The organism is Planktotalea arctica (assembly GCF_002105285.1).
In the GTDB taxonomy this organism is placed as follows: Bacteria; Pseudomonadota; Alphaproteobacteria; order Rhodobacterales; family Rhodobacteraceae; genus Planktotalea; species Planktotalea arctica.
The window spans coordinates 20,448-40,761 of the sequence record NZ_MUHR01000029.1; the positions used below are offsets into that span (position 1 = coordinate 20,448).

20 protein-coding genes are annotated in these 20,314 nt (G+C 58.3%); 11 read left to right on the forward strand and 9 right to left on the reverse strand.

Going from position 1 to position 20,314, the window contains the following annotated elements:
• Window positions 1-9: 9 nt before the first annotated feature.
• Genes B9P63_RS17720 through B9P63_RS17730 form a run of 3 tightly spaced genes read left to right on the forward strand, consistent with a single transcriptional unit; the run spans window position 10 to window position 2,128 of the window.
• Window positions 10-1,137 carry a cobalamin-independent methionine synthase II family protein gene (locus B9P63_RS17720; RefSeq protein ID WP_217806530.1) on the forward strand — a complete coding sequence of 376 codons (1,128 nt, stop codon included), beginning with the start codon at window positions 10-12 and terminating at the stop codon, window positions 1,135-1,137.
• A gap of 11 nt (window positions 1,138-1,148) precedes the next feature.
• Entirely contained in the window at window positions 1,149-1,859 is a 711-nt protein-coding gene (locus B9P63_RS17725; RefSeq protein WP_085311286.1) for an alpha/beta fold hydrolase, read from the forward strand.
• Entirely contained in the window at window positions 1,859-2,128 is a 270-nt protein-coding gene (locus tag B9P63_RS17730; protein WP_085311288.1) for a DksA/TraR family C4-type zinc finger protein, read from the forward strand. The genes B9P63_RS17725 and B9P63_RS17730 overlap by 1 nt, the downstream gene beginning before the upstream one ends.
• A gap of 38 nt (window positions 2,129-2,166) precedes the next feature.
• Here B9P63_RS17730 and B9P63_RS17735 read toward each other — a convergent pair whose 3' ends face one another.
• Genes B9P63_RS17735 through B9P63_RS17750 form a run of 4 tightly spaced genes read right to left on the reverse strand, consistent with a single transcriptional unit; the run spans window position 2,167 to window position 7,537 of the window.
• A complete protein-coding gene (locus B9P63_RS17735; RefSeq protein WP_085311290.1) occupies window positions 2,167-3,996 on the reverse strand; it encodes a M3 family oligoendopeptidase in 1,830 nt (609 codons plus the stop codon).
• Window positions 3,997-4,048: 52 nt separating this feature from the next.
• On the reverse strand, window positions 4,049-4,939 hold the full coding sequence (locus tag B9P63_RS17740) for an amidohydrolase family protein (RefSeq protein ID WP_085311292.1): 891 nt from the start codon (window positions 4,937-4,939) through the stop codon (window positions 4,049-4,051).
• The gene (locus B9P63_RS17745; RefSeq protein WP_085311294.1) at window positions 4,932-6,524 is read right to left on the reverse strand and encodes an ATP-dependent DNA ligase; all 1,593 of its coding nucleotides are present in this window, start codon (window positions 6,522-6,524) and stop codon (window positions 4,932-4,934) included. Before B9P63_RS17745 ends, B9P63_RS17740 begins: the two co-directional genes overlap by 8 nt.
• Complete coding sequence (locus B9P63_RS17750; RefSeq protein ID WP_085311393.1) at window positions 6,521-7,537, reverse strand: ligase-associated DNA damage response exonuclease; 1,017 nt, start codon at window positions 7,535-7,537, stop codon at window positions 6,521-6,523. The genes B9P63_RS17745 and B9P63_RS17750 overlap by 4 nt, the downstream gene beginning before the upstream one ends.
• 94 nt (window positions 7,538-7,631) lie before the next feature.
• Here B9P63_RS17750 and B9P63_RS17755 point away from each other — a divergent pair, with 94 nt between their 5' ends.
• Entirely contained in the window at window positions 7,632-8,408 is a 777-nt protein-coding gene (locus tag B9P63_RS17755; protein WP_085311296.1) for an HpcH/HpaI aldolase family protein, read from the forward strand.
• 6 nt (window positions 8,409-8,414) lie between these two features.
• On the opposite strand, the gene B9P63_RS17760 is transcribed toward B9P63_RS17755, so the two are convergent.
• The gene (locus B9P63_RS17760; protein ID WP_085311298.1) at window positions 8,415-9,347 is read right to left on the reverse strand and encodes an alpha/beta fold hydrolase; all 933 of its coding nucleotides are present in this window, start codon (window positions 9,345-9,347) and stop codon (window positions 8,415-8,417) included.
• Window positions 9,348-9,368: 21 nt separating this feature from the next.
• Complete coding sequence (locus tag B9P63_RS17765) at window positions 9,369-9,659, reverse strand: SCP2 sterol-binding domain-containing protein (RefSeq protein WP_085311300.1); 291 nt, start codon at window positions 9,657-9,659, stop codon at window positions 9,369-9,371.
• 66 nt (window positions 9,660-9,725) lie between these two features.
• On the opposite strand from B9P63_RS17765, the gene B9P63_RS17770 reads away from it, so the two are divergent.
• The 5 genes from B9P63_RS17770 to B9P63_RS17790 all read left to right on the forward strand — a co-directional run bounded on the left by B9P63_RS17770 (window position 9,726) and on the right by B9P63_RS17790 (window position 14,772).
• A complete protein-coding gene (locus B9P63_RS17770) occupies window positions 9,726-10,349 on the forward strand; it encodes a tetratricopeptide repeat protein (protein ID WP_085311302.1) in 624 nt (207 codons plus the stop codon).
• Between the two features lie 26 nt (window positions 10,350-10,375).
• A complete protein-coding gene (locus B9P63_RS17775) occupies window positions 10,376-13,201 on the forward strand; it encodes a helicase-related protein (protein ID WP_085311304.1) in 2,826 nt (941 codons plus the stop codon).
• The gene (locus B9P63_RS17780) at window positions 13,198-13,572 is read left to right on the forward strand and encodes an RNA-binding S4 domain-containing protein (RefSeq protein ID WP_085311306.1); all 375 of its coding nucleotides are present in this window, start codon (window positions 13,198-13,200) and stop codon (window positions 13,570-13,572) included. The genes B9P63_RS17775 and B9P63_RS17780 overlap by 4 nt, the downstream gene beginning before the upstream one ends.
• 49 nt (window positions 13,573-13,621) lie before the next feature.
• The gene (fdxA, locus tag B9P63_RS17785) at window positions 13,622-13,960 is read left to right on the forward strand and encodes a ferredoxin FdxA (RefSeq protein WP_085311308.1); all 339 of its coding nucleotides are present in this window, start codon (window positions 13,622-13,624) and stop codon (window positions 13,958-13,960) included.
• A 293-nt stretch (window positions 13,961-14,253) separates the two neighbouring features.
• Window positions 14,254-14,772, forward strand: a complete 519-nt coding sequence (locus B9P63_RS17790; RefSeq protein ID WP_085311310.1) for a CarD family transcriptional regulator — start codon at window positions 14,254-14,256, stop codon at window positions 14,770-14,772.
• Window positions 14,773-14,840: 68 nt separating this feature from the next.
• On the opposite strand, the gene cobS is transcribed toward B9P63_RS17790, so the two are convergent.
• On the reverse strand, window positions 14,841-15,605 hold the full coding sequence (gene cobS / locus B9P63_RS17795; RefSeq protein ID WP_085311312.1) for an adenosylcobinamide-GDP ribazoletransferase: 765 nt from the start codon (window positions 15,603-15,605) through the stop codon (window positions 14,841-14,843).
• A gap of 71 nt (window positions 15,606-15,676) precedes the next feature.
• Between cobS and cobT the strand changes: the two genes are divergently transcribed.
• On the forward strand, window positions 15,677-16,684 hold the full coding sequence (gene cobT / locus B9P63_RS17800) for a nicotinate-nucleotide--dimethylbenzimidazole phosphoribosyltransferase (RefSeq protein ID WP_085311314.1): 1,008 nt from the start codon (window positions 15,677-15,679) through the stop codon (window positions 16,682-16,684).
• On the opposite strand, the gene B9P63_RS17805 is transcribed toward cobT, so the two are convergent.
• Both B9P63_RS17805 and B9P63_RS17810 read right to left on the reverse strand, forming a co-directional pair.
• On the reverse strand, window positions 16,681-18,561 hold the full coding sequence (locus tag B9P63_RS17805; RefSeq protein WP_085311316.1) for a cation:proton antiporter domain-containing protein: 1,881 nt from the start codon (window positions 18,559-18,561) through the stop codon (window positions 16,681-16,683). The two genes, cobT and B9P63_RS17805, sit on opposite strands and share 4 nt — an antisense overlap.
• A 33-nt stretch (window positions 18,562-18,594) precedes the next feature.
• A complete protein-coding gene (locus B9P63_RS17810) occupies window positions 18,595-19,050 on the reverse strand; it encodes an Lrp/AsnC family transcriptional regulator (protein ID WP_085311318.1) in 456 nt (151 codons plus the stop codon).
• A 148-nt stretch (window positions 19,051-19,198) separates the two neighbouring features.
• Between B9P63_RS17810 and hppD the strand changes: the two genes are divergently transcribed.
• A complete protein-coding gene (hppD, locus tag B9P63_RS17815) occupies window positions 19,199-20,293 on the forward strand; it encodes a 4-hydroxyphenylpyruvate dioxygenase (protein ID WP_085311320.1) in 1,095 nt (364 codons plus the stop codon).
• Window positions 20,294-20,314: the final 21 nt, after the last annotated feature.

The window sequence follows — 20,314 nt, forward strand, 5'->3', positions numbered from 1 at the left end:
GAAATTACCATGATCAAAACCACCCATGTCGGCAGCTTGCCACGTACGCAAAAAGTCGTGGATTTTATCTTTGCGCGCGAGAATGGCAAAACCTTCGATCAGGCCGCCTTCGATGCGGCGATGTCCGAGGGCAGCAATGAAACGGTGCGCCGCCAGACGGATGTGGGGATCGACATGGTGTCCGATGGCGAGACGTCGAAAATCAGTTATGCGACCTATGTCAAAGACCGCTACACGGGCTTTGACGGTGACAGCCCGCGAAATGCACCCGCAGATCTCAAACTGTTTCCGACCTTCCTTGAGCGCCTTGCCGATGACGGCGGCACGCCGCAATATGCGCGCCCGATGTGCGTGGGCGCTGTCAAAAGCAAAGGCCAGGACGAGCTACACAAGGACATCGCCAACCTCAAGGCTGGGATGGCAGCGCATGGTGCCTCCGAGGGCTTTATGAATGCGGCCTCTCCCGGCGTTATCTCCTTGTTTTTGCAGAATGATTTCTACGCCTCGCGTGAAGAATACCTAGGTGCCTTGGCCGATGCGATGCGCGAGGAATATAAGACGATCGTGGATGCGGGTCTATTTTTGCAACTCGATTGCCCCGATCTGGCGCTCTCGAGGCATATGCTTTTCAATGATCTGACGGATGATGAATTCCTCAAGATCGCTGCGCAACACGTTGAAGCGTTGAATTCCGCGTTAGAGGGTATCGACCCGTCCCGTGTGCGTGTGCACATTTGCTGGGGCAACTACGAGGGGCCGCATGTCTGCGATATCGACATGGATAAAGTCTTTGGCACGCTGATGAACACAGGCGCGGATTATCTGCTGTTCGAGACGTCAAATCCGCGCCATGCCCATGAGTGGACAGTTTTTCGCGACCGCGCATCCGAGATTCCCAGCAGTAAAATCCTTGTGCCGGGCGTTGTCGACAGCACCACGAATTTCGTCGAGCATCCCGAACTGGTCGCCCAGCGGATCGAACGCTTTGCCGGCATCGTCGGAGCGGATCGCGTCGTTGCCGGCTCTGATTGCGGCTTTGGCACATTTGCCGGGTTCGGCGCGGTCGATCCTGAAATTGCCTACGCCAAATTGGGCGCGCTCGCCGACGGCGCGCGCATCGCCTCGTCGCGTCTCTGAGGAAGAAGTAGATGAAAGAACCGGTTGTGTTCCTGCCCGGTCTAATGTGCGATGCGCGCCTGTTCGGCCCGCAAATCGCAGAGTTGTCGTCGGATCGTGCGGTCATGTGTGCGCCGATTTCCCAAGGCGAGCGGATCGAGGAGATTGCCTCGGAATTGCTTGCGGTGCTGCCTGGAAAATTCGCTTTGGCAGGTCTGTCCATGGGCGGGATAGTGGCGATGGAAATTCTGCGCCGCGCGCCCGAACGGGTCAGCCGCATTGCGTTGATGGATACCAACCCCTTGCCGGAAACCCCGCAAGTCGCTGCCACGCGCGAGCCGCAAATTATTGGTGCGCGCTCTGGTCGCCTTATGGAGGTGATGCGCGACGAGATGAAGCCGAACTACCTCGCGTCCGGACCGCAGCGGGTGGATGTGCTTAATCTGGTGATGGATATGGCCGGACGAATGGGGCCGGAGGTTTTCGTGCGCCAATCGCGTGCGCTTCAGCGTCGGTGCGACCAGCAATCGACGCTGCGCAAATGCAAGGTGCCCGCATTGGTCCTCTGCGGCGAGCATGACCTGCTTTGCCCGGTGAAGCGCCATGTTTTCATGGCTGAACTCATCCCCTACGCCGAGCTGAAAGTGATTTCTAACGCGGGCCATTTACCGACTTTGGAAAACCCGGGCGCGACGACGGAAGCCATTTATGACTGGCTCGCGCAGCCGTTCGTCTTGCAGTAATGGCGGGCGGCTGGGCCAAAGACGGCGCTGTGTCCGAACAGATAGAAGCGTCGATTTCCGATGAATTGGCCCGTATGAAGGCGCGCCAACAGCCTGTGGGCGAGAGCTTTGCACGTTGCGCGGAGTGCGACGAGGACATCCCCGAAGCGCGCCGCATAGCGCGTCCGGGCGTAAAACTTTGTATCGAATGCCAGCAGGAACGTGATGGCCAAACGAAAAACCGCGCCGGGATCAACCGGCGCGGCTCTAAGGATAGTCAGCTGAAATAGAGCCGAAACTCTTTAGCAAAAGAGATTTTGCATCGCGCCTATTCCATCGCTTCCAATTCATCAATCATGGATGAGATCATCGACAGGCCCTTATCCCAGAACTTGGGATCGGAGGCATCCAGCCCAAACGGCGCAAGCAGTTCTTTGTGGTGCTTGGACCCGCCCGCTTTGAGCATGTCGAAATATTTCTCTTCAAATCCTGCACCGCCTTCGCGGTAAACCGCATAAAGCGCGTTAACCAAGCCATCGCCGAACGCATAGGCATAAACATAGAACGGTGAGTGCACGAAATGCGGGATGTAGGCCCAGAAGGTCTCGTATCCCTCCATGAAATCAAAGCAGGGTCCAAGGCTTTCTGCCTGCACGCTCATCCACAGGGCGTTGATATCCTCTGGTGTAAGCTCGCCGCCACGCCGCGCCGCGTGCAGTTTGCACTCGAAGTCATAGAACGCGATCTGGCGCACGACTGTGTTGATCATATCCTCGACCTTGCCGGCCAGAAGGATCTTACGCTCTGCCTGCGTTTCCGCCTTTTCGAGCATCTTCTGGAAAGTCAGCATTTCACCGAACACGCTGGCGGTTTCCGCCAATGTCAGCGGCGTGGACGACAGCATTTCACCCTGTCCAGCCGCGAGCACCTGATGCACGCCGTGGCCAAGTTCATGCGCGAGCGTCATCACATCGCGCGGTTTGCCAAGGTAGTTGAGCATCACATAAGGATGCACGTCTGTTACAGTCGGGTGTGCGAAGGCACCGGGTGCTTTACCCGGTTTCACGCCTGCATCGATCCAGCCGTCCTTGAAAAACGGCACTGCAATGTCGCCCATTCGCGGATCGAAAGCGTTGTAGGCCTCCATCACGGTCGCTTCGGCTTCGTCCCAGCCGACCACCTTGGTGTCTTCCATCGGCAGCGGCGCGTTACGATCCCAGACCTGCATGCGCTCAAGGCCAAGCCAGCCGCGCTTCATCTCGTAATAGCGGTGGGACAGCTTTGGATAGGCGTTAACAACTGCGGTGCGCAACGCCTCGACCACTTCGGGTTCCACATGATTGCTGAGGTGGCGGCCCGTTTGCGCCGTTTCCATGCCGCGCCAGCGATCTATGATTTCCTTTTCCTTGGCCTGCGTGTTGTGAACGCGGGCAAAGGTTTTGACGTTTTCGCCCAAAACCCGCGCGATCTCGCGGCTTGCCGCTTCGCGTTTGGTGCGATCTTGCTCCGTCAAAAGATTCAATGCGCCCTCGATATTGAGCGTCTCGCCATCTACGTCAAACGTGAGGCCCGCGATGGTTTCATCGAACATCCGCTCCCAGGCATCGCCGACGACGCCAAGATCATGGAGAAATTTCTCAAGCTCGTCGCTAAGCTGATAGGGCTTCATTGCGCGGATGCGATCGAACACAGGTTTATACCGTGCCAGATCGGAATTGGCGGTGAAATGTTGGTCCAGATGGGCATCATCGAGGCGGTTCAATTCGAGCGTGAAGAATACCAATGGCGTGGTGAAATTGGTGATCCGTTCCTGCATGTCGGACATGAATTTTGCGCGATCCGCATCCGTCGTCAGCTGGTAATAGCGCAGGCCCGCATAGGACATGATACGCCCCGCAACGGAATTGATCCGCTCGTTGCGCAGCACGCAGTCAAGCAAGCCGGCGGCATCTTGATCGCCCAGCTTACCCTCAAAATCGCGCGCGAAACTGGCGCAGGCCTCCTCCAACCAATCGAGGTCTCGTTTAAGCTCGGGCGCATCTTCGCCAGAATATAGATCGCTCAAATCCCACTCTGGCAGGTTGCCAAGGGCGTCTGGGCCAGAGCCGGCAAGGGCGTCGCGCACTGGTTTGCGAGCGGGGAAGGGCAGGTGCAGCATCTAAAAACCTCATATCTCTTTTGAGGCTTAACCTATGCACCCTAATACAGAGTTAAAACCCGTAAAGCGCCGCTGGATTGCTCACAAGAATGCGATGGCGCGTGGCATCGTCCGTGACGACGCGGTGGAACGCATCCAGTAGCTCGGCTGCGATAGGCATCTGCGCATCGGCGAGCATCAGGTGGGGCCAGTCCGAACCCCAAAGGCAGCGTTCGGGATTGGCCGCGACCAATGCGGCGACGATTTCGTCGGCAGCATCATAGGGGGCTGCGCACATACGATAAAGCGCAGAAAGTTTGACCCATGTTTTGCCCTCGTTCAGCAACTGGCAGAGCTTTTGCACCCCGTCATGCTTTGCCCCTAGGCCAAGATCAGGCCAGCCGATGTGATCAAAACAAATATCCACCGGCAGCGCGCGCACATCATCCGCCAACGCATCCATATGCTGATGCGCGTGCATGAGCATTTGTACGTGCATTCCGTGATCTTTCAGCATGGGGGCCATTGCTTGCACGCCCCCCCAGCTAAGAACGCCCCCATGCACGTAATTCAGGCGCACAGCCGCCATGTTCCACTCGGCCATTTGTGCGACATCGCCCTCGCAAGCGCCATCACTTAAAAGGCCCACGCCCTTGAAGCCCTCGCCCATACGGCGCACGGCCTCGACCGTCACGGAATTGTCCGCGCCGTAGAGGATCGAATGCACGATCACCCCGCGCGAAAAGCCGAGCGCGTCGAGCTGCTTGCGCCACAGCGCGAGCCAGCCGTCTAAATCAGGTCCCTCCGTGTCGTCGAAACGCGCGGGGTTTTCCGCGCGCGCCTCCCATAGATCAAATTCGCCCATCGCGGCCACAAGATGGACATGCGCATCGCATGCCCCGACCGGCGCTTGGACAAGAGGCTTTTGCGCGGGCGGGGGCATAATGGCGTCAGGCTTATCCATAAAGGTTCAACATTTCCTTAAGATCATCGAGTGTGTTCGCTTCTTGCACAGGTTTATCGCGCCGCCAACGCAGCATGCGTGGAAAGCGCAAGGCAACGCCGGATTTGTGCCGGGTGCTCGCTTGAATGCCTTCAAACGCGATCTCGAAAACATGCTCGGGCGCTACCGCGCGCACAGGGCCGAAACGTTGTAGCGTATTCTTGCGCACCCAGGCGGTGATCTGGCCGAATTCGGCGTCGCTAAGGCCGGAATAGGCCTTGGTAAAGGGCACCAGATCATTGCCGCTCCAAACCGCGAATGTGTAATCGGTAAACAGGTTTGCGCGCCGCCCATGCCCCGATTGTGCATAGATCATAACTGCATCGATTGTGAGTGGATCGAGCTTCCATTTCCACCAATCGCCCCGCTTGCGCCCTGCCAGATAAGGGCTGGTGCGCCGCTTCAACATCAGGCCCTCTGCGCTGTTCTCGCGTGCGGTTGACCTTGACTTGGCAAGCGCGTTCCAATCGCTCGCCTTAATCTCGGGTGACAGATGCACAGGGGCTGTTTCTGGTAAATCCGCCAGTGCGCGTACCAGCGCCGCGCGGCGCTGCTCGAAGGGCTGGGCCCGGATGTCCTCTCCGCGCCATTCAAGCAGATCGTAAGCGTAGATCACCACGGGAATTTCGCGCAGCAATTTGGTAGGAACACTCTTTCGGCCAATGCGCTTTTGTAGCGCGGCAAAGGGCATGGGCCGGGCGTCCTGCCAGCCTAGAATTTCTCCGTCCAGCACGGTGCCTTCGGGAAGGACGTCGAGCAAACGGTTAAATTCGGGAAAGCGCTCGCTCACCAATTCCTCGCCGCGCGACCAAACGAAAACCTCGCCTGCGCGCAGGATCACTTGGCCACGAATGCCGTCCCATTTCCATTCCGCATGCCAGTCTACGACAGGCCCCAGATCGTGCGCCGCGCCCTCCAAACCACTGGCAAGGTAGAACGGATAGGGCCGCGAGCGTGCGCTGGCGGGATCATCCGCTTCGATCAACGCGTGGTAGCTGGTCGTGAGCGGCGTCCAATCGCCCATCAGCCGGTGCGCCAGTTCCGCCTCGTCCTTGCCGCTTGCTGCGGCCAAGGCGCGGGTCATCAGTTTTTGCGACACGCCAACGCGAAAGCCGCCCGTTATCAGCTTGTTGAACAAGAACCTTTCAGTGCCGTCCAAGCAATCCCAGGCATCAAGCACAAAGGTTTTGCGCGCCTCTTCGGGCTCGCTCGCAAGCGCAGCAAGTGCCTTGAGCCAATCCGTCAAAGACGCCTGAGAAGTCTCTGACGCGTCTGGTAAAACCAGACTGATCGTTTCTGCCAGATCGCCGACGATTGGGTAGCATTCCTCAAACAGCCAGGGCTCAATGCCCGAGCGCTCTGCGGCCCAGGCGCGAAGCTGCGCAGTGGTGACGGCGCGTTTGGGACGTCGCCCGGAAAACAACGCGATGGTCCAAATGCGATCCTTATCATCGGCGTGTTTAAAGTAGTGCGCTAAAGCATTGATTTTGAGCGTCGTTTTGCTGGTTTCATCCAGCGTTTGAAACAGATCGGCAAAGGCTTTCATATCGCTTTGCTTTCTAGCGCAGTATCCTCGCCGTCAAATGCTGTTTCAACGATTGCAGCATTGTAGCCAGCGCTCTTGAGGTGGCGCGCGAAGATGTCGGTGTAACCATGAGTCACATATATATTTTCCGCATTCGTTAAGGCGATTGCGTGCAGTAATCCCTCCCAGTCTGCATGATCTGACATAACGAATCCACGCTCCAGCGCGCGCCGTCGGCGCACGCCGCGAAGGCGCATCCAGCCGCTTGCGAAACCGCTCGAGTGGGCGCCGAATTTCGCGGCCCATTTGGAGCCGAGCGCTGCGGGCGGCGCGAGCACCATCGCGCCGTTTTGGGATGTGTGATCGAAGTCCGGTGTGATCAGTGTCGTCTGTGGCAAAGTGATGCCTTGGCCGCGCAGCACAGCGTTGCTTGCCTCGATTGCGCCGTGGGTCAGGATTGGGCCAATGCCCGGCTCGAGCAAGGATAGAATGCGCTGCGCCTTGCCGAGGGAATAGGCCCCGATGATACTATGCACGCCTGCATTTGCATTGATGCGCCACCAGTCATTGATCTGTGCTGCCACCCGCGCTTGGGGGGCCCATTTGAAGATCGGTAAACCAAAGGTACATTCGGTTACGAAATGCGTGCAACGCACAGGTTCGAACGGCTCGCCGATACCGTCGTGCTCAACTTTGTAATCGCCTGAAATCACCCAAACCTCACCTTTGTATGCAAGGCGAATTTGCGCAGAGCCGATGACGTGACCTGCGGGGTGAAAGGAAATTTCCACCCCGTTGATCACGATCTTTTCGCCATATTCCACCTCTTGCAGATCAATTGAGCCAAGGCGGTGGCGCATGATCGGCGCGGCGCTTTTGGTGCACATGTAGTGTGCGTGACCTTCGCGCGCGTGATCGGCGTGGCCATGGGTGATCAACGCACGCGCGACAGGTTTCCAAGGATCCATGTAAACCTGCGCACGCGCGCAATACATGCCGCGATCGGTAAAAGTGATGAGAGGTTCATGCGCCATGTGTCGATTATAGCGCGGCATTTGACGCGCGCCACCGCTTGCGCCGCCTTGCAGTTCACCTAAAGTGCAAGCGAATGCAAAAGGATTGAACCTCATGACCAACACAGCCGATTTTCGCGAAAAAATGCTCTCGGGCGCGCCGCTGGCAGGGACGTTTCTGAAAACGCCCTCATATGTGTTGGTGGAGGTGCTGGCACAATCCGGCCTCGATTTTCTGTGCCTCGATGCCGAACACGCGCCCTTTGATCGCGCCGCGATGGACGCGTGCATGGCCGTCGCGCGTGCGCTGGATTTTCCGGTGCTGGTGCGCGTCGCCGACGCAAGCGCGCGCGAAATTTTGCAAGCGCTTGATTATGGCGCAGCTGGCATCGTCGTGCCGCACGTGGATAGCGCCGAAAAGGCGGCGGCGGCGGCCAAATCGGCGCGCTATGGCTTGCACGGACGCGGCTACGCGGGATCATCGCGCTGGGCGGGCTATGCCACTCAGACGATGCCCGACCTTTTGGCGCGCTCGCAACGCGAAACCATCGTGATCGCGCAGATCGAAGAGCCGGAAGGCGTGGACGCGGTCGAGGCGATCGCCGCCGTGGAGGGCGTGGACGGGATATTCATTGGCCCTGCGGACCTCTCGGTCGGCTACGGCAAAAGCGATCAAAGCTCGCCCGAGCTATACGCCGCGATCGAGCGCTGCGGGGCGGCGTCGAAGGCCCATGGCAAGGCTTATATGACCTTCGTGCCTGACGCGGCCAAAGCGGCAGAGTGGCAGAAATACGGGCTAAGCATGTTCTTCATCGCCTCCGAACATAACTGGATGCGGGCAGGTGCCAAAGAGGCGGCGGATGGCGTTCACGCGCTCAAAAACGGTGCGTAGCTGGCACTAGAGGCTGTCGAGAAACGCGGCAGTCTCTGCCGCAAGGCGGGCACGCGTTTCGGGGACTTCCATATAGGCCTCATGCTCGCCGTTCTTGATGATGCTGAGGGTGCCATTTGGCCAGGTGCTCATCTTGTCATGGATCGCGCTTGCCTCGACGATCCGCTCGCCGTCGCCCAGAAAGGTCAGCGCTGGCACATTTGGCGTAGACGTGCGCATGAGCGCTGCGCATTCGTCCATCGCCAAGCGCACCCAATCAAGGCTGGGACCGCCAAGCTCAAGGCCTGGTACCGCCTTGATCTGCGCGCCCATCATCGCCCACATTTCGCGGTCGCGCGTCAGTGTGTTGTTCTCGAAAGGATCGCTTAGAATAAAGCTGCGTTTGTTGGTGCCGGGGGCCAGCGTGCCGCCAAGCCCCGCCTGCGCGGCAATGCGCGAGAGGGCCCAGGCGGCAGGGCGCAGTGCAGGGGCCATGACGATGCCCCACATAGGCGCTGAAAACACGGCGCCCTTCACGTCCAGCCCGTTCACGAGCGCGCGAAGCCCGATGCAGCCACCCATGGAATGCCCGATGAGCGCGCAAGGCGCTGGCAGGCCCTCTTCGGCCAAAGTGGCCAGCAACACGTCGATGTCTTTTTGATAATCGTCGAAACTGCCGACATGGCCGCGATAGGGGTCGTCCATCAAACGGTCCGACAGGCCCTGACCGCGCCAATCCAGAGAGGCGACAGTGTAGCCCGCGGCCTGTAGATCAAGCGCGACATGGGCGTATTTTTCGATATATTCCGTGCGGCCCGTAAAGATCAGCACGGTGGCTTTGGCCCCTTTGAGGGGCCAAAATCCGATACGCAAACGCACCCCGTCACTGGCCTTGCGCCAAAGCGCGTAGCCGCCCGAGGGGCCATTGCAGATCTCTGCATGGTAAGGTGCTTGCGTCATATTTTGATCCGCAACAGTGGGTTACGCCAAGACTGCGGCCAGCTTCATCGCCGTGCCCATGTCGCCGTCAACGGATAATTTGCCCGTCATAAAGGCCGTCGTCGCGTTCAATTCCCCCTCAAGGATGGATTGAAACGTCTCCGCATCCGCGCTCAGCGTCACATCCGCGTCCGCATCCGAGGCTGCCGCACCTTCGCTGTCGATGCGCACCGCGCCTTCGCCCGCGATCTGGAACTTCGCGCTACCGTCGAAATCGGCGCTGCTCAGCTTTCCGTTCAAGGCTACAACCGCCGCGTTGATAATATCACTCATGTCGCTCTCCGCTTCGTTATCTCATCGCATCTGGCATCTTGCACAGCTTGCGCTACACTCTCCTATATGAGAGCGCATATAACAACTCGCAAACCTTACCTTGCGGCAGAGCCACGTAAAGCTATCTACGCGATAATTCTCGCGCTAGTGGTGAATTCCATACCTTTGCAGGGGCCCGCCTTTGCGCAAGAGGCGACTCAGCAGAGCGCCGCTGAAGTAGATGCTGAAATTTTGCTGTCACAATTACGCGACGCCGGCCCCGATGAAGCAGCCAAAATCGCCAGTCAGATCAAGCGCAGCTGGACTCGCTCCGGATCTGCTTCGGCGGATTTGTTGCTCAAACGCGGGCGCAATGCGTTGCGTGCGAAAAAGCCGCAAGCCGCGATCGAACATCTGACCGCTCTTACGGATCATGCGCCGGATTTCGCCGAGGGCTGGCACATGCGCGCCAGTGCGCTCTATCAAGAAGAATTATACGGCCCCGCGCTTGAGGATCTGGCACGTGTGCTCGCGCTTAATCCGAAGCATTTCGAGGCGATCCAAGGCCTTGGCGCGATCTTCGAACAATTGGGCGATCCAACCCGCGCCTATGAGGTCTATGAACAAGTTCTTGCTATACATCCGCATCATGCTTCCGTACTCGAAGCGATGGAGCGGCTTGAGACAACGGTCAAAGGTCCCGCCCTGTAAAAGGTAGGCATGGGTAGAGGCATTTTATGACCGCGCAGTCACGCATCATCGCGGTCCTCGGACCGACGAATACCGGCAAGACCACCTACGCAATCGAGCGCATGCTGGGCTATCGTACGGGTGTCATCGGCCTGCCTTTGCGCCTTCTAGCGCGTGAGGTCTATGATCGGATCGTTGCGATTCGTGGCCCCTCCGTTGTGGCGCTGGTCACGGGCGAGGAACGCATCGTGCCGCCGCGCACTCAGTATTGGGTCTGCACCGTCGAGGCGATGCCAGAGGGTATGGGCTGCGATTTTCTGGCTGTGGATGAGATCCAGCTTTGCGATGATCCCGAGCGTGGCCATGTGTTTACCGATCGATTATTGCGCGCGCGCGGCCTGCAAGAAACCCTGTTCATGGGTGCGGATACAATGCGCGGCCCGATTGCATCCTTGATTCCAGATGCGCAGTTCGTGGCGCGTGCGCGCATGAGCGAGCTGACCTACTCTGGTGCGAAAAAGATAAGTCGCATGCGCCCACGTAGCGCTATTGTCGGGTTCTCGGTTGAAAATGTATATGCCATCGCCGAATTGATCCGCCGTCAAAAGGGTGGTGCTGCGGTGGTCATGGGCGCGCTATCCCCGCGCACGCGCAACGCGCAGGTGGAAATGTATCAAAACGGCGATGTCGATTATCTGGTGGCAACTGATGCGATCGGCATGGGGCTTAACCTTGATATCGAGCATGTCGCATTTTCCTCGCTGGTGAAATTCGACGGCACTCGCATGCGCATGCTCCAGCCCAACGAACTCGCCCAGATCGCAGGGCGTGCAGGGCGCGGTATGAAAAGCGGCACCTTCGGCGTTACCGGTGAAGCGCCGCCCTTGCTGGATGAGGTTGCGCGCGCGATCACCGATCACCGCTTCCCCTCGGTTGGCAAGCTGCAATGGCGCAATCCCAAACTGCAAATGGGCCGCCTCGATGCGCTGATCGCCTCGCTTGAGCAGCCCAGCCATGACGAGCGCTTGGTGAAGTCGCGCGAAGCGGATGATCTGCGCGTGCTCAAAACGCTTGCGGCAGAGGCGGAGATCGCCGCGCGTGCCAGCGATGCGGCCTCGGTCAAACTGCTCTGGGATGTGTGCCGTATTCCTGATTTTCGCGGTATCAGTCACGCCGAACACGCCAGTTTGCTGAATAGCATTTATTGCTTTTTGCACCAATCGGGTCAAATCCCCGATGAATGGCTTGGCCGCCAAATCCAGCGCATTGACCGCACCGAGGGCGATATCGACACATTGTCCAAACGATTGGCGTTTATCCGCACCTGGACCTATGTCGCGCAGCGTTCCGGCTGGAGCAGCGACGAAAGTGATTGGCGTTCACAGACGCGCGCTGTAGAAGACCGCTTGTCAGATGCGCTGCACGAGCGTTTGACCCAAAGATTTGTGGACCGGCGCACATCCGTGCTTTTGCGCCGGCTCAAACAAAAGGAGGCCCTTTTGGCCGAAGTAAATGACAAAGGTGAAGTGACCGTCGAAGGTGAATTCGTTGGTCGCTTGGAAGGTTTCCGTTTCTCGCAGGATAAATCCGCGAGCGGCAATGAAGCGAAAACACTGCGCACAGCATCCATTGCGGCGCTTGCTCCGCATTTTCATCTGCGTGCGGACCGCTTCTATAACGCGCCCGATACGGAGATAGATTTTACCGAGCAGGGTGGCCTCATGTGGGGCGAATATGCTGTTGGTAAACTTGTGTCCGGCCCCGAGGCGCTCAAGCCGCAAGTGCAGGCTTTCGTCGATGACGTCGCAGGCACGGAGGTCGCCGAAAAGGTCACGCGCCGGTTGCAGCACTTCATTGATCGCAAAGTTGCGCTGCATATGGAACCTTTGCTGAACCTGCAACGCGACGAGACTCTCTCGGGCATGGCGCGCGGTTTCGCGTTCCGCCTGATCGAAGGCCTTGGCTTGATCCCTCGCGCGGATGTCGCCGACGAAGTGAAGTCCCTCGATCAAGAGGCGCGCGGCGCTTTGCGCAAGCACGGCATCCGCTTTGGTCAGTTTACCATTTTCATGCCGCTTCTTCTAAAGCCGGCCCCGACGCGCTTGCGCCTCGTTCTTTGGTCGCTTGCGGCGGATCATCAGGAATTCCCCGAAGCTCCGCCCCCCGGGTTGGTCACCGTACCATCGGTTGATCATGCTCCAGCGGGCTACCATCTGATGTCCGGCTACCGCGCTTCCGGCACCCGCGCGATCCGCATCGATATGCTGGAACGACTTGCCGATATGCTGCGCAGCGAGGATAGCCGTGGCGGCTTTGAGGCGAAAGCCGACATGCTCTCGATCACGGGCATGACGCTGGAGCAATTCAGCGATCTCATGCAAGGCCTTGGCTACAAAGCTGAAAAGGGCGAGCGCGAGAAGGTGAAGGTTGTTATCGCTGTGCCGCAAGTCGCAAATGAGGCTGAGGCAGAAACGCCGAAGGACGTGCCAGCAGAGGTTCCAGCCGAAGTTCCAGCCGAAGTTCCTACAGAGGCTCCCGTAGAAGTTCCCGTAGAAGTTCCCACAGAAGTTCCTGTTGAAACGCCCAGTGAAGTGCCCGCCGAGGCGCCACAGGAAGTGCCCGCCGCCGCCCCCGAGATGGAGGTGTTCTATACTTTCACATGGGGCCGCGTGCGCCAGCAACGCTCCGCCGACAGCCGCCCTCGCAAAGACGGTGGCGCGCCCAAAGGCAAAGGCAAGGGTAAGCCGCGTGGCAAGCCTCAAGGCGCTGGGAACAAGGCGCAAAACTTCTCGGCGCGTCCTTCGAAGCCCGAGAAAAAGATCGACCCGGACAATCCGTTCGCGGCGGCGTTGATGGGCTTTACCAAGAAGTGAGCGAAGCAGCTGAAAAGCTGCGCGCGGACAAATGGCTCTGGCAGGCGCGGTTCTTTAAGACCCGTAGCCTGTCAGCCAAACTTATCACCGGTAGCCACCTGCGCGTGAACAGCGAAAAGGTCATGAAAACATCCGCGACCGTGAAAGTCGGTGATGTTTTGACCTTCCCACAAGGCAATCACATTCGCGTCATCCAAGTGGATGGTATCGGCACGCGCCGTGGCCCTGCCAGCGAAGCGCAAACGCTTTATACCGACCTTAGCCCACCTGGACCGCACGATATCTCCAAACCCTTCGCCGAGCGCGGCGGACGCCCGAGCAAGGCAGAACGCCGCACGGGCGCGCAAATCAAACGCGGAACGCTTGAATGATTGCGCTGCTTGGATTAGCTAACGGGAATCCCGAATTGAGGCACGTTCCATGACCTATATCGTCAATGATGCTTGCATCGCTTGCAAATTCACCGACTGCGTCGAAGTCTGCCCCGTAGATTGCTTCTATGAGGGCGAAAACATGCTGGTAATTCACCCCGACGAGTGCATCGATTGCGGCGTGTGCGAGCCGGAATGCCCCGCCGATGCGATCCGCCCGGACACAGAGCCGGACATGGAGAAATGGGTCGAATTCAACCGCAAATATTCCGAGCTGTGGCCAGTGATCATCACCAAGAAAGATCCGCTGCCCGAGGCGGAAGAGCGTGATGGAGAGCAGGGCAAGCTGGAGAAGTACTTCTCCGAAAACCCGGGCGAGGGCGGTTAATCTGCGCGAATCATTGCTACCGAATTACCTAAAGGTGCCGCACCGGCACCTTTTCGCGTTTCGCTATAGATACTTGGCTCTGTGCTTGTTTTTGCCGCGTTTGGCGCGGCCTATGGTGAGGGGGCGATTTTTGTGATATGTCATTGCTGGATGATGATTGATTGCCTGACACAACTCTGTTTCTGCAAAGCCGCGAAATAGCCAAAACCACAAGCCACTGAGAACGCTGGTGCAAGCCTGCGTGCTTGGTCTTGTCGTGTCTGACGATCCCGAATGTGCTAAGGAATACCTGCATGAGCAAGTCTAAGAACCTAGATTTTCGCACCAACCAGTTTGTCGTTTATCCCGCGCATGGCGTCGGCCGTGTTGTTTCCGTTGAAGAGCAGGAAATTGCGGAAATGATGCTCGAGTTTTATGTTGTTGCGTTCGAAAAAGACAAGATGACTCTGCGCGTTCCGACCCATAAAGCAATTGATATTGGCATGCGCTCGCTTAGCTCGCCTGACGAAGTCGGGTATGCGATGAAGACGCTCAAGGGCAAGGCCAAGGTCAAGCGCGCCATGTGGTCACGCCGCGCGCAGGAATATGAGCAAAAGATCAACTCCGGCGATCTGATCGCGATTGCGGAGGTCGTGCGCGATTTGCATCGCACTGATGACCAGCGCGAGCAAAGCTATTCGGAGCGTCAGCTTTATGAAGCCGCGCTTGAGCGTTTGACGCGCGAAATCGGCGCAGTTCAAGGCGGCGACGAAGACGGCGCTGCGCGCCAGATCACTGATGTCCTGATGTCCCGCGCGCCTGCTGCTGCTTAAGTCACGCAGCCCCGCGTCTGGGAAAACGAAGAACCGCGCCTTTGGGAGGGGGTGCGGTTTTTCTATGTCTACTCTCCTGCGAGTATGGCCAAAAGAAGCGCAATTTCAGTAACTTGTTGGCTTGCCCCGCAAACATCCCCAGTCTGTCCGCCAATTTTTGCGCGTGCGAGCGATGCGACGCCAAACGCGGCCAATGCCGCCACAATGCAAAGAGCGATGCCCGAAAGCCCGAAGCCAAGCAACAGTGTCGCCGCGCCGATCGCCGCCGCTTTTACCGCCGCTGCACGCGGGACGTGCCCGACCGTTTGCGACAGCCCGCTTTCGCGTGCGTGGGGCAGCGCGCTCATCACGGCAGGCATCACCGCGCGCGAGGCGATGTGCACGGCGATCAGCGTAAGCGCCCAATTTTCGTGGTGTAAAATCTCCCAAATCGCGCCAAAGCGCAGCGCTTGCGTGATGAAAAGCGCAAGAACGCCATAGGTGCCAATCTGGCTGTCTTTCATGATCAGCAAGCGCATTGCCCGGTCCCAGCCGCCCCAGAACCCGTCGCTGCAATCTGCCAGCCCGTCTTCGTGCATAGCGCCCGTGACGATCACGCCTGCTGCGATCGCGCCAATCGCGGCGCACCAAAGTGGCAGGCCAAGCGTCACCGCGCCCCAAACGGCAATGCAGCTAAAAATCCCGCTCACCACGCCGACAAGCGGGTAGGCCCAGGCCGCTTGCGCCGAACGCGCATAGCCCGCATCGTCGATCTTTATCGGCAAGCGCGTCAGAAGTGACAGCGCCAGCGCCGCATCCCCCAAGAGGTCGTTTTGCTGTTTCAAAAGGGCCATTCCCGCCTTGTCGCATCTGCGTGCTCCGTTAAACACGAGGGCAACTTCGCTTACAATGAAAGTCCCCCGCCATGACCGTATTTTCTTCACTTTCTGAATTTCGCGCCCTTTTGGCCCAGATGCCCGGCCCTGATGATACTGCGCGCGCTGGCGCTGCCGCACGAAATGGCCAGTTGACCAAACCCCCCGGTGCTTTGGGCCGTTTGGAGGATTTAGCCATTTGGTACGGCGGTTGGCGCGGCAGCGATCGCCCGCACGTCGGCAAGCGGCAAGTGATTGTTTTCGCTGGAAACCATGGCGTCACCGCGCAGGGCGTGTCGGCTTTTCCCGCCGAAGTCACCGTGCAAATGGTCGCCAATTTCGAGCACGGCGGCGCGGCAGTGAACCAGTTGAGCCGTGTGGCAGGGGCCGAAATGTCGGTGCATGCGCTTGATCTGGACAGGCCCACGGCGGATTTCACCCAAGGCCCGGCGATGAGCGAGCAAGAGGTGGTCGATGCCCTGCGCACGGGCTGGAACGCCGTCGAGAGCGATAGCGAATTGCTCGTGGTCGGCGAAATGGGCATCGGCAATACCACTTCTGCGGCGGCTATTGCGACGGCGTTATTTGGCGGAGAAGCAAGCGCGTGGACAGGGCGCGGCACGGGCGTTGACGATGCGGGGCTGGACAATAAGGTTCGCGTCGTCGCCGAGGGTGCGGTGCTCCATGCGAGTGATGATGCGCTGGAAATTCTGCGTTGCCTTGGCGGGCGCGAATTGGCGGCGATGGCGGGCGCGATCGCATCCGCGCGTGCCAAACGCATCCCGGTAATCTTGGACGGTTTCATCTGCACTGCGGCTGCGGCCTGCCTCGCGCGCGCGCAAGAAGGCGCGCTCGATCACACGGTTGCAGGACATCTCAGCCAAGAGGGTGCCCATGGCAAGCTATTGGCGGCAATCGAAAAATCACCACTGCTCAGCCTTGATATGCGCCTTGGCGAAGGCTCTGGCGGTGCGCTTGCGATCAACATTCTCGTAGCAGCTGTCGAGTGTCATTCCGGCATGGCGACCTTTGCCGAAGCGGGCGTCGCAGCGGGTTAATCCCCCGATCGGCGCGCTTCCAAAATCGTGAGGAGCGAGGCTTCGAGGTCTCGCTCCAACTCCTTGGCGCGCGCCACATAGGCCTTGTTTTCGCCTGATGTGGTTTCGGGGTCCCACACTTCTGCCAATTCGCGGATCGCGTGGCGGTCGTGGGCGTAGAACATGCGCTCGGCCTCGGCGGCTTCAAACTCGGTGAGGCCAATGTTTTCAAGTACATATCGCCCTGCACGCAGGGAGCTATCGAACATCTCGCGTACGATATCATTCGCGCCTGCGCGATAGAGACGGAACACGTCACTGCGATCACGCGCACGCGCGATAATGTGCAAATCGGGGCGTTCCTTGCGCGCATAAAGCACCAGTTTTATTGCCGCAGCCGGATCATCAAGCGCCACGACAAGTACGCGCGCATCCGCAAGTCCGGCGGCGCGCAGCATATCGGGGCGGGTCGGATCTCCGAAAAACCCTTTAAAACCAAAGCGCCGCATCAGATCGATCGTCTTGATATCGTGATCAATGACCACTGTGTTGAACCCTGCTGAGCCAACAAGCCGGTTGACGATCTGCCCGAAACGCCCGACTCCTGCGATGATTACCGTTCCATCCGTATCAATTTCATCATGTGCCACAGCCTGTACTGCGGGATCGCTGCTGTATTTGTCGATCAATTCCATCAGGATGAACAAAAGCGGCGTGATTAGCATTGATAGCGCGATGATCAGCAAAATCCGCTCTGATAGGGCGACGGGAATCACGTTCTGTCCAAGCGAAAAGGCGGTTAGAACAAAGCCGAATTCCCCCGCCTGCGCGAGGCCGAGGGTAAAGAGCCAGCGGTCCCGCCCTTGCAATTTTGATGCGCGCGCCAGCACATAAAGCACGAGACCTTTGATCAGGATCACTGCCGCTGCGAGGCCGAGAATCGCGAATGGATCGCTTTGCAGCACGGCAAAATTGATGCCCGCGCCGACGGTGATGAAAAACAACCCGAGCAGCAGGCCTTTGAACGGCTCGATGTCGGTTTCAAGTTCGTGGCGAAATTCCGAGTTTGCCAGAACCACACCCGCCAAAAACGCGCCCAAGGCGGGTGACAGGCCGACCAGCATCATCAAAAAGGAAATGCCGACGACGATCAATAGCGCCAGTGCGGTGAACATTTCGCGCAGGTGGGCCGCGTGGATATAGCGAAATACCGGGCGCGCGAGGTAAACACCTGCCAGAATGATTGCGCCGATCGCACCGATGGTGACCAGCGTCACGCCCCATCCGGGCAAGTCCGCAACAAGGCTGAGCGAGCCATGCGCGCTACCATGCCCGTCCTCCAAGTGGCGATTGATCGAGCCATCTCCGTCCAGCGTCACCGCTTTGGGCAGCGCCAAGAGCGGTAAAAGCGCCAGAATCGGGATAACTGCGATATCTTGTGTTAACAGCACCGAAAAGGTCGAGCGCCCGCCCGCTGTTTGCATCAGGCCTTTTTCGCTTAGCGTTTGCAACACGATCGCGGTCGAAGAAAGGGCGAAGATCAGACCGACCGCCAAGGCCACGGACCAACTCAGCCCCAATAGCATCGCGCCGCCCATGAAGGCCGCCGTGCTTAGTGTGATTTGTAGGCCGCCAAGGCCGATCAGGCGATGGCGCATGTCCCAAAGTGCGCGCGGCTCAAGTTCGAGGCCGATCAGGAATAGCATCATCACCACGCCGAATTCGGCGAAATGCTGCAAATCCTTGGTTTCCGCGCCCACCAATCCCAGCACAGGCCCGATCAAGATGCCCGCCGCCAGATATCCGAGCACAGAGCCAAGCCCGAGGCGCGCAGCCACAGGCACCGCAAGCACGGCAGCGCCTAGGTAAATCGAGGCGGAGAATAGAAAACCTTCCATAAAATCGGGTCTTTCAACGGTTTGCGCAGTCGCTCAGGTCGGCAGCGGCGCATCTTTTTTCAACTGGTCCATCACGATCTGGCTTTGCACACGCGCAACCGCCGGATGGGGGAGAATGATGTCATGTATCAGGCTGTTGAGGGCCGATAAATCACAACAATAGACCCGCAACAAGTAGTCCGCATCACCGGTCAGCGTCCAAGCGCTCGTCACTTCGCTTTGAAGCGCGATCAGTCGGGCGAAACTCTGCGCTTGTTCGGGTCCGTGGGTGCCAAGCTGCACCTGCACGAAGGCCTGCACCGAGAGGCCGAGTTTATCCGCGTCCAGATGCGCGCGGTAGCCGCTGATATACCCTTTTGCTTCAAGGCGTTGCCTGCGCCGTCCGGCCTGACTTGCGGACATATTCAGCCGCTCGCTCAGGTCTTGAGCGGTCAGATGCGCGTTGCTTTGCAGCGCTGCGAGCAGTTTCTTGTCAGTCTCGTCCAGCATGCGCAAAATATCCGTGTATTAGCTCAATAGCGCGTAATATGCGCATGCCCTCATATCACTATAGGTGCTTTTGCGCAAACACCGCAGATGTGATGCGTTAAAGTGAAGGTGAAAGACATCTTTGCTATAACCCGACAGGAGTTTGCCCATGGGCCCCTTTCCACACAGCGCACCGCGCGCCACAATCAGCGATAAAAACCCCGCCGGAACCGATGGTTTTGAATTTGTTGAATTCGCCCATCCCGAGCCGCAAGAGCTTCGCGATCTTTTCACCAAGATGGGCTATGCACACACGGCCACGCATAAGACCAAAGCGATCGAACTTTGGCAGCAAGGGGATATCACTTATATTATTAACGCGCAGCCGGGCAGTTTTGGTGCGCGTTTCATCGACGCGCACGGGCCTTGCGCCCCCTCGATGGGGTGGCGCGTCGTCAATGCACAGCACGCCTACGCGCATGCGATTGCCAAGGGCGCCGTGGCTTATGAGGGCGCAGACAAGACGATGGATGTGCCCGCGATCGTGGGCATTGGTGGATCATTGATCTATTTCGTTGAAAATTATTGGGCTACATCGCCCTATAACGAAGAATTCGACTGGATCGGCAAGGCCAATCCCGAGGGCGTCGGCTTTCACTATCTCGATCATCTCACGCATAACGTGTTCAAGGGAAATATGGATAAATGGTTCAGATTTTACGCGGATCTGTTCAATTTTCGCGAAATCCGTTTTTTCGACATCGAGGGGAAATTCACAGGCCTGTTCAGCCGCGCGCTGACCTCGCCCTGCGGGCGTATCCGCATCCCGATCAACGAAGATCGCGGTGAAACGGGTCAAATCGTGGCGTATCTCAAGAAATACAACGGTGAGGGCATTCAACATATCGCAGTAGGTGCCAAGAACATCTACGACGCCACGGACAAGATCGCGTCGCGAGGCATCAAGTTCATGCCAGGGCCGCCAGACGCCTATTATGATCTGAGCGTCACACGCGTGGCTGACCATCAAGAACCGCTGGATCGCATGAAAACCCATGGCATTCTGATTGACGGGGAAGGCGTGGTGGATGGCGGTGAGACGCGGATATTGTTGCAAATTTTCTCGAAGACCGTGATCGGCCCGATTTTCTTCGAATTTATCGAGCGCAAAGGCGACGATGGTTTTGGCGAGGGAAACTTCAAAGCCCTGTTTGAATCAATCGAACAGGAGCAAATCGACAACGGTGAATTTGCAGCGCAATAATCCAGCGACACTACATGACAA